Annotated in this window: 9 protein-coding genes and 2 pseudogenes; 6 read left to right on the top strand and 5 right to left on the bottom strand. The window is 59.3% G+C overall.

Annotated elements, in window-relative coordinates; all coding sequences use genetic code 11:
• The first annotated feature begins 5 nt into the window (after positions 1 to 5).
• Positions 6 to 383 carry a response regulator transcription factor gene (locus AA309_RS17960; RefSeq protein ID WP_047190394.1) on the top strand — a complete coding sequence of 126 codons (378 nt, stop codon included), beginning with the start codon at positions 6 to 8 and terminating at the stop codon, positions 381 to 383.
• A gap of 114 nt (positions 384 to 497) precedes the next feature.
• Entirely contained in the window at positions 498 to 1,175 is a 678-nt protein-coding gene (locus AA309_RS17955) for a helix-turn-helix domain-containing protein (RefSeq protein WP_047190393.1), read from the top strand.
• Between the two features lie 28 nt (positions 1,176 to 1,203).
• On the opposite strand, the gene AA309_RS17950 is transcribed toward AA309_RS17955, so the two are convergent.
• From AA309_RS17950 to AA309_RS17935, 4 genes are all read right to left on the bottom strand, one after another.
• On the bottom strand, positions 1,204 to 1,788 hold the full coding sequence (locus tag AA309_RS17950) for a 3'-5' exonuclease (protein ID WP_047190392.1): 585 nt from the start codon (positions 1,786 to 1,788) through the stop codon (positions 1,204 to 1,206).
• A 102-nt stretch (positions 1,789 to 1,890) separates the two neighbouring features.
• Positions 1,891 to 3,990: a response regulator gene (locus tag AA309_RS17945; protein WP_052954805.1), complete on the bottom strand. Its 2,100-nt coding sequence runs from the start codon at positions 3,988 to 3,990 to the stop codon at positions 1,891 to 1,893.
• On the bottom strand, positions 3,987 to 9,830 hold the full coding sequence (locus tag AA309_RS17940; protein ID WP_047190390.1) for a HAMP domain-containing protein: 5,844 nt from the start codon (positions 9,828 to 9,830) through the stop codon (positions 3,987 to 3,989). Before AA309_RS17940 ends, AA309_RS17945 begins: the two co-directional genes overlap by 4 nt.
• A gap of 236 nt (positions 9,831 to 10,066) precedes the next feature.
• On the bottom strand, positions 10,067 to 10,996 hold the full coding sequence (locus tag AA309_RS17935) for a LysR family transcriptional regulator (protein ID WP_047190389.1): 930 nt from the start codon (positions 10,994 to 10,996) through the stop codon (positions 10,067 to 10,069).
• A gap of 139 nt (positions 10,997 to 11,135) precedes the next feature.
• Here AA309_RS17935 and AA309_RS17930 point away from each other — a divergent pair, with 139 nt between their 5' ends.
• The 4 genes and pseudogenes from AA309_RS17930 (at position 11,136) to AA309_RS17915 (ending at position 15,690) form a co-directional block, all read left to right on the top strand.
• Positions 11,136 to 12,140, top strand: coding sequence for a glutathione S-transferase family protein (locus AA309_RS17930; protein ID WP_047190453.1), 1,005 nt, complete (start codon positions 11,136 to 11,138; stop codon positions 12,138 to 12,140).
• Between the two features lie 37 nt (positions 12,141 to 12,177).
• Positions 12,178 to 13,006 (top strand): annotated as a pseudogene (locus AA309_RS33240) (LLM class flavin-dependent oxidoreductase); the annotation flags it as partial.
• Positions 13,007 to 13,156: 150 nt separating this feature from the next.
• Complete coding sequence (locus AA309_RS17920; RefSeq protein WP_047190388.1) at positions 13,157 to 14,530, top strand: pyridoxal-phosphate dependent enzyme; 1,374 nt, start codon at positions 13,157 to 13,159, stop codon at positions 14,528 to 14,530.
• Positions 14,530 to 15,690 carry a cystathionine gamma-synthase gene (locus AA309_RS17915; protein ID WP_047190387.1) on the top strand — a complete coding sequence of 387 codons (1,161 nt, stop codon included), beginning with the start codon at positions 14,530 to 14,532 and terminating at the stop codon, positions 15,688 to 15,690. The genes AA309_RS17920 and AA309_RS17915 overlap by 1 nt, the downstream gene beginning before the upstream one ends.
• A 161-nt stretch (positions 15,691 to 15,851) precedes the next feature.
• Here the strand turns inward: AA309_RS17915 and AA309_RS17910 are convergent.
• Positions 15,852 to 16,093, bottom strand: a pseudogene (locus AA309_RS17910) (hypothetical protein); the annotation flags it as partial.
• Between the last annotated feature and the right edge of the window lie 229 nt (positions 16,094 to 16,322).

The raw sequence follows: 16,322 nt of genomic DNA, 5'->3' as shown, positions 1-16,322 counted from the left end.
TCATCATGTCCATGACACCAGGGCCGGTCATCGTCGTGGATGATGATGCCGCCGTTCGACAATCATTAAAGTTCGCTCTCGAACTCGAGGGGATGAACGTGCGCGTCTACGAAAGCGGCGCCGAACTGCTTGCGGAACCGGAACTGCCCGCCGATGGCTGTCTGGTTGTCGATTACTACATGCCGTCCATGAACGGGGTCGAGTTGATGGACAGGCTCCGCCGGCGCCTTGTGAAGCTCCCTGCCATTTTGATTACCGCCCGCGCGACGGACGACATGCGCAAGCGCGCAGCCCATTCCGGGTTCCGCCAAGTCATTGAAAAACCTTTGGAAGACAGTACGTTACTCGACAGCATTCGAGGGGTACTGAGCACCCCAGCCTGACCATTTCAGGCCACCCTCCGGGATATCCCTTAGGAGAGCATCTGAATTTCGCCCTCCGCTGCGTCAGGTTAACCCTGAGCTCACGTCAGACATTCACAAAAGACGAGAGCCCCGATGCAGACCGCGCACGCTTCCCTCAGCACCCAGATTGCCCCGAATGCTGCGCTTCTGCGCAATACCCCTGCATCCCGCACCACCCCCGAACTCGGCACCGCCCGCACGGTGGCCAAGGACGAAGAGGTCTTTGCCGAGGGCGATCGGGCCGCGTACTTCTACAAGGTAGTCTCCGGTGCCGTGCGCACCTTCAAGCTCCTGAGCGATGGCCGCCGCCAGATCGACGCCTTCCATCTTCCTGGCGACATCTTCGGCGTGGAATCGGGCGACGAGCATCGCTTCAGCGCCGAAGCGCTGGGTGATGCGACCATCATCGCTTATCGCCGCTGCAGCCTGGACGTTCTGGCCTCACGTGATCAGGCCTTCGCCAATCAGGTGATCGGCTCCATGATGCGCTCCCTGGAGCGCGCTCAGGATCACATGCTGCTGCTCGGTCGCAAGCACGCCCTGGAAAAGATTGCAACCTTCCTGCTCGTTCTCTCCGAGCGCCTCACGGAAGGTAGCCACGTCGATCTTCCCATGTCGCGCATCGACATCGCCGATCATCTGGGCCTTACCATTGAAACCGTCTCGCGCTCGCTCACGCAGCTCGAACGCCAGGGCATCATTGAGCTGCCGGCCCACCGCCGCTCCATCGTCCTGCGCGACAAGGCCGCTCTCGAGCGCCTCGAGGCCTGATCGACTTCATATCCCTTCATGAAAAGCCTCAGGTCCTTGGCATGAGGCTTTTCGCGCATTCTTCTGCGCGTCTTTGCACATCGCGCCACACGCGCAGCTCGCGCTTGGCATCCGCGAGAGCGCGGTGAACGGGTTCCCCGTCCGCCTCATCCTTCCGGCGTGCCTGCGCGAGGATCTCCTTCGCAAGATCAGCGCATTCGCTCTCTGACACGCCCGCTTCCTGCAGGATCCTGCAAATTGCGCTCTCATGCGCGACATCAGTATCCTGCAGGCGCAAGGCATGCCGCGGGAGGCCCGCGCCCCTCAGCAGCCTGCTGAGCCATTGCCCGTCCCAAGAGGGAGCAGTCGCATAGAGGGCGTGGCCCGAGAGCACATCCAGCATGCGCTTGGCCACCTTGTCATGCGCCTCCCCCTCGGACATCAATCGCTCTCGCGTGAGATGGTGGGTCGCTTCCGACTCTGCGGACCAATCTGTCCAGGAGGGAGCGGGCTTGATGAGGTGTGTCTCCTCACCTCCCGATGCGAACACCCAGGCAACCTCGATCGGGTAACCTTCCTTTCCCAGCGAGGAGGCTTCAAAATCCAGGAAAACAATATCTGCCTTGTCACTCATCGCCCGCTTCCGTGCGATCCCTCATAGACCCTACACCGCTGGGCGATTCCGAAGAACAGCAAGTCACCCCGCCCGCAGGAAAAGCTCGGGCCTCATAAGCTTTCAAGCGGAGACAGCGGCCAGCCTCGGGGCGATATTTCTGCCGACCGGCTCCGGCTTCTCCAACAGAGCTTGGATTTTGTCGGCGAGATCCGTGGCGCGATAGGGCTTGTAGAGCAGCTCAACGTCCTCGATCATTTCTGCGCTATCCACATAACCGGTTGTCAGGAGAACGCGGACGTCCGGCTTTTCGCTCTTGATGAAGCGGGCAAGGTCAATTCCACTTAGACCGCCGGGCATGCGAACGTCAGATAGGACAAGACGAATGTGATCGTTCGTTCTCAGCACCTGAGCAGCCTCATCGCCGGTTTCCGCCTCGACAACGTCGAAACCGAGTGAATGCAGGGTTGAGATGGCAACCTGACGGACAGCAGGATTATCCTCTACGACCAGGACGGTCTGTCCTTCGCCAAACGGTTTTGCGAAAACCGTCTGCTTCTCGTTGAGGCTCTCGGCCGTTCCATAAGCGCGAGGCAGGAAGATACGGATCGTCGTTCCCTGACTGGGGGCGCTGTCGATCTCCACATGACCGTGGGATTGCTGAACAAATCCGTAGACCATGCTGAGGCCCAAGCCTGTACCTTTGCCGCTCTCCTTCGTCGTGAAGAACGGCTCGAATACCCGTTGGAGAACCTCCGCCGACATGCCGATTCCTGTATCACTGACCGAAATCACGACATAATCACCAGGGTGCTCAACCTTGCCTTCCTCCAAAGTTTGTGTGCCAACGGAGATCAACAGATCGCCCCCTTCCGGCATGGCATCGCGCGCATTGACCGCAAGGTTGAGGAGGGCCGCTTCGAGCTGGGCCCGATCGACCTCGATCGGGTAGACATTATCTGCCACATCCAAGCTGACATTAATCCGCTCGCCCAAGGTGCGGCGCATCAGCTCCAACAGCCCGGGCATCAAAGCGCCCACATCGATTACGGAGACCTGCAGCGGCTGACGACGCGAGAAGGCGAGAAGCCTGTGCGTGAGATCCGCACATCTTTGCGCCCCCTCCATGGCCATCCTGACTCGCGTCTCCGCCTTCGCATTGCCTTTGATGGCTTTCTGCAGCAGATCGAGATTGCCGATGACAACACTCAACATGTTGTTGAAGTCGTGCGCAATTCCACCCGTCAAGCGCCCCACGGCTTCGAGCTTGCTGGCATGGAGAAGGTTCTGCTCCATCTGCTTGCGTTCTGTGATGTCAAACCACATGCCGAAGAACTCGCGCGGGCGTCCCTCGTCATCATGCATGAGCATAGTCTGATCGAGGAAGAACCGCTCCGTCCCATCGGCACAAGTCCAACGGTACTCCAGGGTGACAGCGCCTTGGTGCGTCAGCTCCTGGAGCTGTGAAAGCACCCTCTCCCGGTCATCGGGATGAAGACGAGATGACCAGAAGTCCGGCGATTGCAGGAACGCCTTGGGTGGGAAGCCGGTAATACGTTCGATACTCTCACTCGTGAAATGGAGCTGCCGGTGATCTTCCTGCACCGATGCGGTGTAGAGCGCAATCGGCAGCGATTCCAGGACAATGGATTGATGCTCCTCTCGGCGTCGCAGGGCCTGCTCAGTCTTGAGCTTCTCACTCCGAACCCGCAGGTTCTCCATCAGCAGGCGGCGTTCTTCCTCGCCCTGCCGGCGGATCTCCTCCGTCTTGCGGTAGAGATCGACGAACACATCGACCTTCGACCTTAGGATCAGCGGCTCGATGGGTTTGAAAACATAATCGACAGCGCCGGCCGAGTACCCGCGGAAGACGTGCATGTCGTCCTTGTTGAAGGCCGTCAGGAATAGGATGGGGACACGTGACGAGCGGGGCCGGTTGCGGATGAGACCCGCAACTTCATAACCGTCGAGGCGGGGCATCTGCACGTCGAGAAGGATGACCGCGAAGTCATGCTTCAGAACCTGCCGCAAGGCAGCCTCACCAGAATCTGCCGTGATGATCTCTATTCCAGGCGCCCTGAGGATCTCCTCGACAGCAATCAGATTCCGGGGGTCGTCATCGACCACCAGAATCTTTGCTGGCACAGGGCTAGACATGGCGCGTGCCACAACCTGAGGCCTCAGGTCGGGTTCCGGCCCGCGCTGCCCAATATGTTCTATCATGTCCTCAGACCGGTCTCTGCTGCACCATTGGAGTGTGTCCTCCCCTCAGGCACATAGGTGCTTCGACTCAGTTGAACGCGCAAGACGGCGAGAAGTTGATCGATGTCCACAGGTTTCGAGACATAATCGGTCGCGCCCGCTTCCAGACACTTTTCCCTGTCACCCTTCATGGCCTTCGCCGTGACGGCAATGAGCGGAAGATCTCGATAGCGAGGATCCTTCCGGATTTCCCGCATCGTCTCGTAACCATCCATCTCTGGCATCATGATATCGACAAGGGCGATGTCCACGTCAGGTGTCTCACGCAGCTTCTCGATGCCCTCAAGACCATTCTCCGCAAAGATGACGCTGAGGCCATATTGCTCGAGAGCGCTCGTCAGCGAGAAGATGTTGCGCATGTCATCGTCAATGATAAGTACCTTGCGGCCCTCGAGAGCGGCCTCTCCTTTCGGCTCAACGATGATCTGGCTCTCCTCCGGGATCGCACTGATCGAGCGATGTAGGAACAAGGCCGTATCGTTGAGAAGCCGCTCGGAAGACCCCTCGCCTTTCAGGATCACCGTTGCGGCCATCTGCTCCAGACGGCGCTCTTCCGCACGGCTCAGATCCTGTCCGGTATAGATGACGATCGGGAGATCCTCGCCCCCCTTGGTCTTGCGGATTCGTTCGATGAGCTCTGCCCCCGGAAGATCCGGCAAGCCGAGATCCACCACGGCACAATCAAATTTGCGTGCCTGGATGGTCTCAAGGGCCTCCTCCGCCGTAGCGACGGCGGTGATGTCCACCTCCTCACCTTTCATGAGCTCGGACATACTCATCCGTTGGTTATCATCATCCTCGACGAGGATCAGTTTTTTGACAGGCCGATCAATGAAATCCTTGGTGCGGTTCAACGCCGTCATCAGGGATTCCCGGTCGACTGGCTTCTCAAGGAAGCCGAAGGCGCCTGCCTTGAGACCGCGCTTCTTCTGATCATCCACCGAGATCACGTGGATAGGCACGTGACGTGTCCTCGGATCGTGCTTGAGAAGATCAAGCAACGCCCAGCCATCCATATCGGGCAGACCGATATCAAGCGTGATTGCATGAGGCTTGTACCGATGCGCCAACGCAAGAGCCGAAGCACCATCCATGGCGATCAGTCCCTTGAAGCCCTGCTCGCGTGCAAGCTCAAGGAGAACGGACGCAAACATTGCATCATCCTCGATGATCAGAACGACTCGGTCGCCCGATACGATGGCATGCCTGTCATCGAGGGAAGCCGAAAGCGCCATTGGTGCCGACGGCTGACGCAGGATGGTGGACGAGGTGTCTTCTGCAGCACCAGTCGTGCCGCCTCCATTAGGGCGCGGGCTCGAGGTGAATGTTTGAACACCGTGGTTCGCAGGTGGTTCCAGCGGCAGGAACAAGGTGAAGGTCGAGCCCTGTCCCGGCGCACTCGACACTACGATCTCGCCACCGAGCAGACGTGCAATTTCGCGGCTAATCGAAAGGCCGAGACCCGTACCGCCATATTTGCGGCTCGTCGTGCCATCCGCCTGCTGGAACGCCTCGAAGATGATGCGCTGCTTGTCCTCCGGAATACCGATGCCGGTATCCGTGACGGCGATCGAGATCCACTGGCTACCTGCCCGCAATGGTGAACCTTCAGCCGAGCCGATGCGCAGTCTTACGCCACCTTTTTCGGTGAACTTAAAGGCATTTGACAGGAGGTTGCGCAGGACTTGCTGCAGCCGCTTCGAGTCCGTCCTGATCATGGATGGAAGCTTCGAATCGACATCGATATGGAAGTCGAGCTTCCGCTCCTCGGCGATCTGGCGGAAGGTGCGATCCATGTGAGTTACGAGATCCTTGAAGCTCACATTCGTGACTTCGAGGCTCACCGTGCCAGACTCGATCTTCGACAGATCGAGGATGTCATTGATCAGGGCAAGCAGGTCCGAGCCGGCCGCGTGGATCGTCTTGGCAAACTCCTTCTGCTTGTCGCTGAGATTGCCCTCCGGGTTCTCCGTGAGGAGCTTCGACAAGATCAGGAGCGAGTTGAGCGGTGTACGCAGCTCATGGCTCATATTGGCCAGGAACTGGGATTTGTAGCGCGAAGTCAGCGACAGTTGCTCGGCTTTCTCCTCCAGCGCAGTCTTGGCGACAGAAACCTCGCGGTTCTTGGCCTCGACCTCCTGCTTCTGCAGTTCAAGCAAGCGGGCCTTGTCCTCAAGCTCCTCATTGGACTTCTGAAGCGCCTCCTGCTGCTGGCGCAGAAGTTCTTCCGACTGACGGAGGGTTGCTGCCTGCTGCTCCAGACGATCATTCGTGTTCTTCAACTCCTCCTGCTGGCTCTGCAGCTCGATCGTAAGGAGCTGCGATTGCTTGAGCAGGCCTTCCGTCCGCATGTTGGCGGCAATGGTGTTGAGAACGATACCGATCGACTCGGTCAGCTGATCGAGGAACGACTGATGCGTCTCCGAGAAGCGGCTGAACGAGGCGAGTTCGATGACAGCCTTCACCTCCTGTTCGAACAACACCGGCAGAACGATGATGTTGAGTGGCGGAGCCTCGCCCAATGCGGAGCTGATAGTGATGTAATCGCCTGGAGCATTGGTGACGAGAATGCGTTTCTTCTCATAGGCAACCTGCCCAACAAGACCTTCCTTGAGACGGAAGCGATTGTTGAGATGCTTGCGCTCGGTAAAAGCGTAAGAAGCAACGAGTTCGAGCATCGGCTCGCCGCCGTCCGCGTCAACCGTATAGAACACACCATGCTGCGCATTCACCAGCGGCGCGATCTCCGACAGGATCATGTTGGACACCGTGGTGAGATCACGCTCGCCCTGCAGCATGCGAGTGAACTTGGCGAGGTTGGTCTTGAGCCAATCCTGTTCCGCATTCTTGAGCGTCGTATCGCGCAAGTTGCGGATCATCTCGTTGACGTTGTCCTTGAGCGATGCAAGCTCTCCGGATGCCTCCACCGAAATCGACCGGGTCAGGTCGCCCTTCGTCACGGCGGTCGCCACGTCCGCAATGGCGCGCACCTGCGTAGTGAGATTGGCAGCGAGCTGGTTCACGTTGTCGGTCAGGTCGCGCCACAGGCCCGCTGCACCCGGCACCCTTGCCTGGCCACCCAGCTTGCCTTCGACACCCACCTCACGCGCCACGTTCGTGACCTGATCTGCAAAGGTGGCGAGCGTATCGATCATTTCGTTGATGGTATCAGCGAGCGCTGCGATTTCGCCCTTGGCATCCACAGTGAGCTTGCGCTTGAGATCACCTTCTGCAACCGCGGTCACGACGCTCGCGATACCGCGCACCTGACCGGTGAGGTTGTTCGCCATCATGTTCACGTTGTCGGTCAGGTCTTTCCAGGTGCCGGCCACGCCGCGCACTTGCGCCTGACCACCGAGCTTACCCTCGATACCCACCTCGCGTGCCACGCGCGTCACTTCCGAGGCGAAGGAGTTGAGTTGGTCCACCATCGTGTTGATCGTGGATTTCAACTCCAAGATCTCGCCGCGGACATCCACGGTGATCTTCTTTGACAGGTCACCGTTTGCGACGGCGGTGGTCACCTCGGCAATGTTACGCACCTGACCCGTCAGGTTCGCGGCCATCATGTTCACGTTGTCGGTGAGATCCTTCCAGACACCACCCACGCCGCGCACCTGGGCTTGTCCGCCGAGCTTGCCCTCCGTTCCCACTTCGCGCGCCACACGGGTCACCTCGCCCGCAAACGAATTGAGCTGGTCCACCATGGTGTTGATGGTGTTCTTCAGCTCGAGAATCTCGCCTTCGACCGCCACAGTGATCTTCTTGGACAGGTCGCCCATAGCGACGGCGGTGGTCACCTCAGCGATGTTGCGCACCTGACCCGTCAGGTTCGCGGCCATCATGTTCACGTTGTCGGTGAGATCCTTCCACGTGCCGGCCACGCCGCGCACCTGGGCTTGCCCACCGAGCTTGCCTTCCGATCCCACTTCCTTCGCGACGCGCGTCACTTCCGAGGCGAACGAATTGAGCTGGTCCACCATGGTATTGATGGTGTTCTTCAGCTCGAGAATCTCGCCTCGCACCTCCACGGTGATCTTCTTGGACAGGTCACCCATGGCGACAGCCGTGGTCACCTCGGCAATGTTACGCACCTGACCCGTCAGGTTCGCCGCCATGAGGTTCACGTTGTCGGTCAGGTCCTTCCACGTGCCGGCAACGCCTTCCACGCGAGCCTGGCCACCGAGCTTGCCTTCCGATCCCACCTCACGGGCCACACGGGTCACTTCGCCTGCAAACGAATTGAGCTGATCCACCATCGTGTTGATGGTGTTCTTCAGCTCGAGGATCTCACCCCGCACCTCCACGGTGATCTTCTTGGACAGGTCGCCATTCGCAACCGCCGTGGTCACCTCAGCGATGTTACGCACCTGGCCGGTGAGGTTTGCGGCCATGAGGTTCACGTTGTCGGTCAGGTCCTTCCACGTGCCGGCAACGCCACGCACCTGCGCTTGCCCGCCGAGCTTGCCTTCCGATCCCACCTCGCGTGCGACGCGCGTCACTTCCGAGGCGAAGGAGTTGAGCTGATCCACCATCGTGTTGATGGTGTTCTTCAGCTCGAGAATTTCGCCCCTGACCTCCACGGTGATCTTCTTGGACAGGTCGCCATTCGCAACCGCCGTGGTCACCTCAGCGATGTTACGCACCTGACCCGTCAGGTTCGCGGCCATCATGTTCACGTTCTCAGTGAGATCGCGCCAGACACCGCCGACGCCCTCCACCTGCGCCTGACCACCGAGCTTACCCTCGGAACCCACTTCCTTCGCAACGCGCGTCACTTCCGATGCAAAGGAGTTGAGCTGGTCCACCATCGTGTTGATCGTGGATTTCAACGCCAGAATTTCGCCCTTCACATCAACGGTGATCTTCTTGGAGAGATCACCTCGGGCAACGGCGGTGGTCACCTCAGCAATGTTACGCACCTGGCCGGTGAGGTTCGCGGCCATCATATTCACATTTTCGGTGAGATCCTTCCAGACACCACCGACGCCGCGCACTTCCGCTTGTCCGCCGAGCTTGCCTTCCGTTCCCACTTCGCGCGCCACACGGGTCACTTCGCCCGCAAACGAATTGAGCTGGTCCACCATGGTGTTGATGGTGTTCTTCAGCTCGAGAATCTCGCCCTTCACATCGACAGTGATCTTCTTGGACAGGTCACCCATAGCGACAGCCGTGGTCACCTCGGCAATGTTACGCACCTGGCCGGTGAGGTTCGCCGCCATGAGATTCACGTTGTCGGTGAGGTCCTTCCACGTGCCGGCAACGCCCTTCACCTTGGCCTGACCGCCGAGTTTACCTTCCGATCCCACCTCGCGTGCCACGCGGGTCACTTCGGAGGCGAAGCTGCCGAGCTGGCCCACCATGGTGTTGACCACCTTGCCAATGCGCAGGAACTCACCACGCAGTGGACGTCCTTCCGTTTCAAGTTCAATGGTCTGGCTGAGGTCGCCCTTAGCCACGGCACCGATCACGCGGGCCACTTCGATGGTCGGCTGAACGATGTCGCCGATCATGGAATTCACAGAAGTAATGCAATCGCTCCAGCAGCCTGTCGCTCCATCGAGGCGACCACGCTCGCTAATGCGGCCTTCCTTACCGACCACCTTCGCCACGCGATCGAGTTCTCTGGCGAGGCCCTGGTTCAAATCGGCAATATCGTTGAAAGCTTCTGCAATCTCGCCATCGACTCCAGTCATGTCGGTTGGCAGGCGAACCGAAAAGTCCCCTTTCCGGAAAGCACGCAAGACTTTGAGCAGCAGCCTGGGATCAAGCTGCGATGTGGCAGATTCGACTTGTGGCATGAAGCCCCCCGTAACACGATCCGGGCGAACAGCCCGGCACCCCTTGCAGTGCGGCAAACCGACGGGTGCTCTCTCCACCTCTGGACGGAAGCCGACCATCCATAACGTAGGCGCTCCATAATAAGTTCCAAGATGCGAGTGGTGGTTATGGGACTTCTTCCAGCCCTTACCGAACAAGGTTAATCTGATGGTGTAGGAGACATGAAATATCAGAGCGAGAGCTATTCGCTCGGAGGTCAGCCCGGCAGCCTGAGCCCACGATCCCATGGTGGGTTGGGTCCGAACCGTTGTGCCAGGAAATCCACGAAAGCTCGTACCTTGGCCGGCGGATGACGGTTAGCCGGATAAACCGCGAAAACCCCCGGCAGCTCGAGCGGCGGATAGTCGAGGCTCAGGGCCATAAGCCGCCCTGCCCGCAATTCGTCGCTGACGACAAAGGTGGGCTCATAGATAAGGCCCTGTCCCGCAACAGCAGCGGCCACAAGAGCATCACCATTGTTGACGCGAAGGTTGCCCTTGATCGGGATCTTTATCCTCCCCTCGAAGTCAAACGCCCATTCGTCCGGCCCAAGAGCACGGGAAAGGGTGTAGCCGAGGCAATTGTGCTCCGTGAGATCCGCCACGGTTTTCGGCGCCCCCTTTTCTCGAAAGTAAGCCGGAGATCCGCAGACCACGAGCCGGCAGGGGGCAATCCTGCGTGCGATCATGGTGGAATCCCGCAAGCGCCCGATCCGCACGGCCACATCCCATCCCTCCTCGATCAGATCGACGAAGCGGTCGTTCAATCCGAGATCGATCGTTACGGCGGGATGGAGCCGGGAGAATTCGGCCATGAGAGGCGCGACCTCGCGAAAGCCGAAGGACAGCGGAGCATTCACCCGCAGCATGCCCCTCACCTCGACCCGCTCGGCGGAAGCCGCGGCTTCCGCCTCCTCCACCTCAGCAAGGATGCGCTCGGCGCTCTCAAGATAACGCCGCCCCGCCTCGGTGAGGGTGAGACGCCGGGTCGTCCGGTGAAGGAGCTTGACGCCAAGCCGCTCCTCAATAGCTCCTACATGCTTTGTCGCCATTGTCTGAGAGATGCCAAGGGATCTGGCCGCAGCTGACAGGCTGCCAAGAGCGGCCACCCGCACGAAAATCTGCATTCCGGTGACCCGATCAAGCATGCATCTCACTCCCTAAAGATGAAGTCTTATCCGGAGAGCCAGGATTATCAACTCAGAAGGTGAGGTATAGATGAGCCTGAACCACTCCCAGGGCCCCCGTTCACAGCAGGACGGCTCTGGGTCTCTCAAGGATTTTGCAATGCTCGTGAATGGGAAATGGTCGGCTGAATGGCACCCTGTACAGGCCAAGGATGCCAAAGGCGGCTTCGTGCGGCAGACATCAAGCTTCCGCAACTGGATCACGCCTGACGGCAGCGTGGGCCCCACCGGTGAAGCCGGCTTCAAGGCCGAGGCCGGGCGCTATCATCTTTATGTCGCGCTGATCTGCCCCTGGGCCTCACGCACCCTCATCGCCCGCACCTTGAAAGGTCTGGAGAACGCCATCTCTGTTTCCATTGTCGAGCCGGCGCTTACCGATCAGGGCTGGCGTTTCGGCGAGGGTGGTGGCGCAACCCAGGATGCGATGAACGAAGCAACCTACATCCACGAGATCTACACAAAGGCCGATCCTACCTTCACAGGTCGTGCGACGGTGCCGGTGCTCTGGGATAAGGAACGGCAGACCATCGTGAACAATGAATCCGCCGACATCGTCCGCATGTTCAACTCGGGCTTCGGCAGCCTCGCGAACGACACATACGATCTTTACCCAGAAGATCTGCGGGTCAGCATCGATGCGCTCAACGACATCATCTATCCAGGCCTGAACAATGGCGTTTACCGCGCAGGCTTTGCAACAACGCAGGAGGCTTACGAAGAAGCCTTCCACCAGGTCTTCACCACGCTGGACAGGCTGGAAGGTCTTCTGTCGGACCGCGTCTTTCTCTTTGGTGATCGCCTGACGGAAACAGATATCCGACTCTTCGTCACCCTCATTCGCTTCGATGCAGCCTATCATGGGTTGTTCAAGTGCAACCTGCGGCGCATCGCGGACTATCCGCACCTCTCCACTTATCTCGATCGCATGCTGGATATCCCAGGCATCGCTGCCACGGTCAGCATCGATCACATCAAGAGAGGCTATTATTCCATCAAGGCTCTCAATCCGAATGGCATCGTGCCTGTCGGGCCTAAGTTGCCATTTGCCGAGAAGCTTCAGGTTATCGCCGATAAAGGAGCGGCCCGATACGCTCGAAGCAAGTGAACCGATTGCCTGAAGAGGTCGCCATGGAGCTGGGCACATTCGCCTGATCAGCGCCGTGACGGTGTTGAGCTCCGACGATTCCGTGCGTGTATTCCAGAGCTTCGCGAGGCTCGATCTTCTGTCTGGCGCACGCGCAGAGATCATGGCAGGTCGCGGCTCATTCATCGAGTCGTTACCGCTCCTCGGTTATGATCCGAAAGATTACGACGCGCTCATTGCGGAAAAGCTCGATCTGCTCCGTACGGTCTGAGATCAGGAGCGCGTCACCTAGTCGGGCGAGCATCGTGAGCCGCTTCACGACCAGCCTGTCTATCCGCGTCCTGTCCTGAACCCTCTGCCGATCTGGATCGCAGGAGGCGGCACATCGCAATCGGTGGTGCGTGCAGGCGTGCTTGGGCTTCCACTTGCAATCGCCATCATTGGCGGCGAGCCGGAACGCTTCGCCCCTCTCGTCTCACTTCATCGCGAAGCAGCGCGACGGGCTGGGCATGATCGCCGGCGCCTCAAGGTCGGCATCAACACTCATGCCTATGTGGCGCCCACATCGCGGCAGGCGGCCGATGAATTCTTCCCGCCCTATGCCGATGTGATGTCGAAGCTCGGGCAAGAGCGCGGCTGCGGCCCGACGACGCGTGAACATTTCGAAGCCATGCGCTCTCCTCGTGGCGCCAGCTGTCGGGAGTCCACTGGAAGTCATCGATAAGATCCTCTTCCAGCATGAGATCTTCGGCCATGACCGCTACCTCGCCCAGTTCAGCGTCGGCACCATGCCTTATGACCAGACCATGCGGAGCATTGAGCTGTTCGGAACGAAGGTCGCGCCTGTCGTTCGGAAAGAAATCCAGAGTCGCAGGAAAGCCGAATAGTCCAAGAGCGGACCCCGAAACCTTTCTCCAGCATTGAGAGACAAGGAACAGGCGCACTTCCCTGAGAATTCTTAGAGACGCCTATAGGCAGGAGCCTTTTTCACATCTATATAGAAGCATTAAATCATTTCACATGGGAAAACGTGAAAAATGGCTGCACGTGGAGCCTTGGACCTGATCGGCAGAACGCCTCTCCTTGAGGTGACGCACCTGGATACCGGCCCCTGCAGGCTGTTCCTGAAGCTTGAGAGCGCCAATCCGAGCGGCTCCATCAAGGACCGCCCTGCCCGCGCCATGATCGAGGCCGCCGAAAAGAATGGCAGCCTGAAGCCCGGCGGTACCATCATGGAGGCCACGGCCGGCAATACGGGCGTTGGGCTCGCTTTGGTCGGCGCCAGCAAGGGCTATCGCACCCTCCTCGTCGTTCCGGACAAGATGTCTCGCGAGAAGGTGCTGCATGCAAAGGCCCTCGGCGCCGAAGTGGTCATCACGCGTTCGGATGTCGGCAAGGGACATCCCGATTACTATCAGGACCTCGCCCAGAAGATCACGACCCAGACGCCTGGGGCCGTCTATATCAACCAGTTCGAGAACCCTGCGAACCCGGCAGCTCATGAGGCGAGCACAGGCCCTGAAATCCTCGAAGGTATGGAAGGCGATGTCGATGCCGTCGTCGTCGGCGTTGGCTCCGGTGGCACACTGACCGGCATCGGGCGCTATCTCAAGAAGGCCTCTCCAAAGACCACGATGGTCCTCGCCGATCCTGCCGGTTCCATTCTCGCCCCGCTCGTGGAAACTGGAGAGATGACGGAGGCGGGCTCCTGGGCCGTCGAAGGCATCGGTGAGGATTTCGTGCCCGCAAATTGCGATCTTTCTCTCGTGAAGAAAGCCTATTCCATCGGCGACAAGGAAAGCTTCTCCGCTGCTCGCGAACTTCTGCGTAAAGAAGGTATTCTTGCCGGTTCATCCTCCGGCACATTGCTGGCCGCGGCCTTGCGTTATTGCCGCGAGCAGAGCCAGCCGAAGCGCGTGGTGACACTCGTCTGCGACACAGGTGCCAAGTATTTGTCGAAGGTGTTCAACGATGCCTTCATCGCGCAGGAAGGATGGCTTGATCGTAAGCCGACCGGCACCGCACGCGACGTGGTGATCAACCCGTTCGGTGAAGGTGCAACGATCTTCGTCTCCCCGAACGAGACCCTTCGTTCCGCCTTCGCGCGCATGCGCTCCTCCGACATTTCGCAACTGCCGGTGATCGAGGATCGCCGTGTCGTCGGTCTCATCGACGAGAGCGATATCCTCGACGCGCTGGTAGCAACCGAGAATGCTCCGCAGAGCGTCTTTAACAAGCCCGTGCGCGAAATCATGGTGACCCGCCTGCAGACCGTTTCTGCTCAGGCGCCGGTCAAGGAACTTTTGCCCCTCTTCGCCGCCGGTCTCGTGCCGGTAATCATGGATGGCGACAACTTCGTCGGTCTCGCCACCCGCATCGACCTCATCAACTACTTCCGGATCCAGGCATAATGAACGCCCGCAACCAACTCGCCTTCGCTACCCGCTGCATCCATGCAGGCCAGACACCGGATCCTACGACGGGCGCGGTGATGATGCCGATCTACGCCACCTCCACTTTTGCGCAGGAGAGCCCCGGCGTTCACAAGGGCTTCGAATACGCACGCTCGCAGAACCCGACCCGCATGGCTTTCGAGCGCTGCATCGCGGATCTCGAAGGAGGCACGGCCGCCTTCGCCTTCTCATCCGGCCTTGCTGCGAGCGCGACAGTGCTCGACATGCTGGAACAGGGCTCTCACATCGTCGCATCGGACGATCTTTATGGCGGCACGCGCCGGCTCTTCGAGAAAGTACGCAAGCAATCGGCTGGGCTCGACATCACCTATGTCGATCTCGGCAACCCGGATGCCGTGAAGGCAGCCTTGCGCCCCAACACGCGCCTTGTCTGGGTCGAGACGCCAACCAATCCGCTCCTGAAGCTCGCCGACCTGGAGGCCATCGCCCAGGTAACGCGCGGCCACGGCACGCTGCTGGTCGCCGACAATACCTTCGCGAGCCCCTGGGTGCAGCGTCCGTTGGAGTTCGGCTTCGACATCGTTGTGCATTCCACAACCAAGTACCTGAACGGCCATTCCGACATGGTGGGCGGAGTCGTGATCGTAGGCGTGAACCAGGAAGTTCGCGAGAAGATCGCATTCCTTCAGAATGCCGTCGGTTCGATCTCCGGCCCCTTCGACAGTTTCCTGGCGCTACGCGGCCTGAAGACGCTGTCTCTTCGCATGGAGCGGCACTGCACATCGGCCCTGAAGATTGCGGAGTTTCTCGAGGCTCACCCGCAAGTGGATGGTGTGATCTATCCGGGCCTTGCCTCGCATCCTCAGCATGAACTGGCAAAGCGCCAGATGCGTGGCTTCGGCGGCATTATCACGGCTCGCATCAAAGGCGGGCTCGATGGCGCAACGCGCTTCCTGGAGCGCTGCCAGCTTTTCACGCTTGCGGAGAGCCTTGGTGGCGTGGAGAGCCTGATCGAACACCCGGCCATCATGACCCATGCTTCGGTGCCGCCGCATGTGCGTGCGGAACTTGGGATCGACGATGGATTGGTGCGCCTCTCCGTCGGTATCGAGGATGCTGACGACCTGATCCAGGATCTGCGTTCCGCTTTGGCGTAGCCGTACTTTTCATCCATAAAGGCCCCGATCCAATATTGCGGCCTTTATGCAGCTTCGCCGTGATCTGCTTGATGGCCGCATCAAGCAACGCCATGGCCGCATCTCTACTTGCGGCGGAGAGATGAAATATTCCTATTCTCCCCTGCCCTCACTCGCGGATTTCAACACGGCATAATAGCAAGATCTCGCTTCGGGCGGCTGGCTTCATCCTTGAAAGCGCGGCTGGCCCAAGGCTGGTCGACGAGCTTATTCCAGGCGTCGCAGCAGTGGTCGAGGATCTCCGTGTAGGACGTGAACACCCGGTTGGAGATCCAGTTCTCCCTCATGATTGCCAGGGGTTCTCCACCGGGTTGAACGCGGGCGCTTTCGCCGGCAGCGGCAGCAGCGTGATGGTGGACAAAACCTTTTTTGAAATATCCCGGCAGGATCGAGAGCAGGTAAAAATCGCTCAAGCGCTGTTTAACCGCATCACCGAGCCGGTCTGCTTCCCTGCATGGAATGGCCAAGCTCCAGCTAAATCCTTGGGCATCCAGCATCTTAATCCCAAGTCGCCTAGGGTGTTTTCACCGGCGGTATCCTGCTAGGCAAATCAGGCGCGTCAGAGATCCTCAGATCCTTGTAGTTGATGGCGA

It is taken from the genome of Microvirga vignae, assembly GCF_001017175.1.
Lineage (GTDB): Bacteria > Pseudomonadota > Alphaproteobacteria > Rhizobiales > Beijerinckiaceae > Microvirga > Microvirga vignae.
The sequence above is the reverse complement of the archived record's forward strand: the minus strand, read 5'-3'. Positions and strand labels throughout refer to the sequence as shown.

Bases quoted from the DNA above. Each gene is read 5' to 3' on its own strand.
- AA309_RS17960 (WP_047190394.1), top strand. From the start codon at position 6: ATGTCCATGACACCAGGGCCGGTCATCGTCGTGGATGATGATGCCGCC.
- AA309_RS17955 (WP_047190393.1), top strand. From the start codon at position 498: ATGCAGACCGCGCACGCTTCCCTCAGCACCCAGATTGCCCCGAATGCT.
- AA309_RS17950 (WP_047190392.1), bottom strand. From the start codon at position 1,788: ATGAGTGACAAGGCAGATATTGTTTTCCTGGATTTTGAAGCCTCCTCG.
- AA309_RS17945 (WP_052954805.1), bottom strand. From the start codon at position 3,990: ATGATAGAACATATTGGGCAGCGCGGGCCGGAACCCGACCTGAGGCCT.
- AA309_RS17940 (WP_047190390.1), bottom strand. From the start codon at position 9,830: ATGCCACAAGTCGAATCTGCCACATCGCAGCTTGATCCCAGGCTGCTG.
- AA309_RS17935 (WP_047190389.1), bottom strand. From the start codon at position 10,996: ATGCTTGATCGGGTCACCGGAATGCAGATTTTCGTGCGGGTGGCCGCT.
- AA309_RS17930 (WP_047190453.1), top strand. From the start codon at position 11,136: ATGCTCGTGAATGGGAAATGGTCGGCTGAATGGCACCCTGTACAGGCC.
- AA309_RS17920 (WP_047190388.1), top strand. From the start codon at position 13,157: ATGGCTGCACGTGGAGCCTTGGACCTGATCGGCAGAACGCCTCTCCTT.
- AA309_RS17915 (WP_047190387.1), top strand. From the start codon at position 14,530: ATGAACGCCCGCAACCAACTCGCCTTCGCTACCCGCTGCATCCATGCA.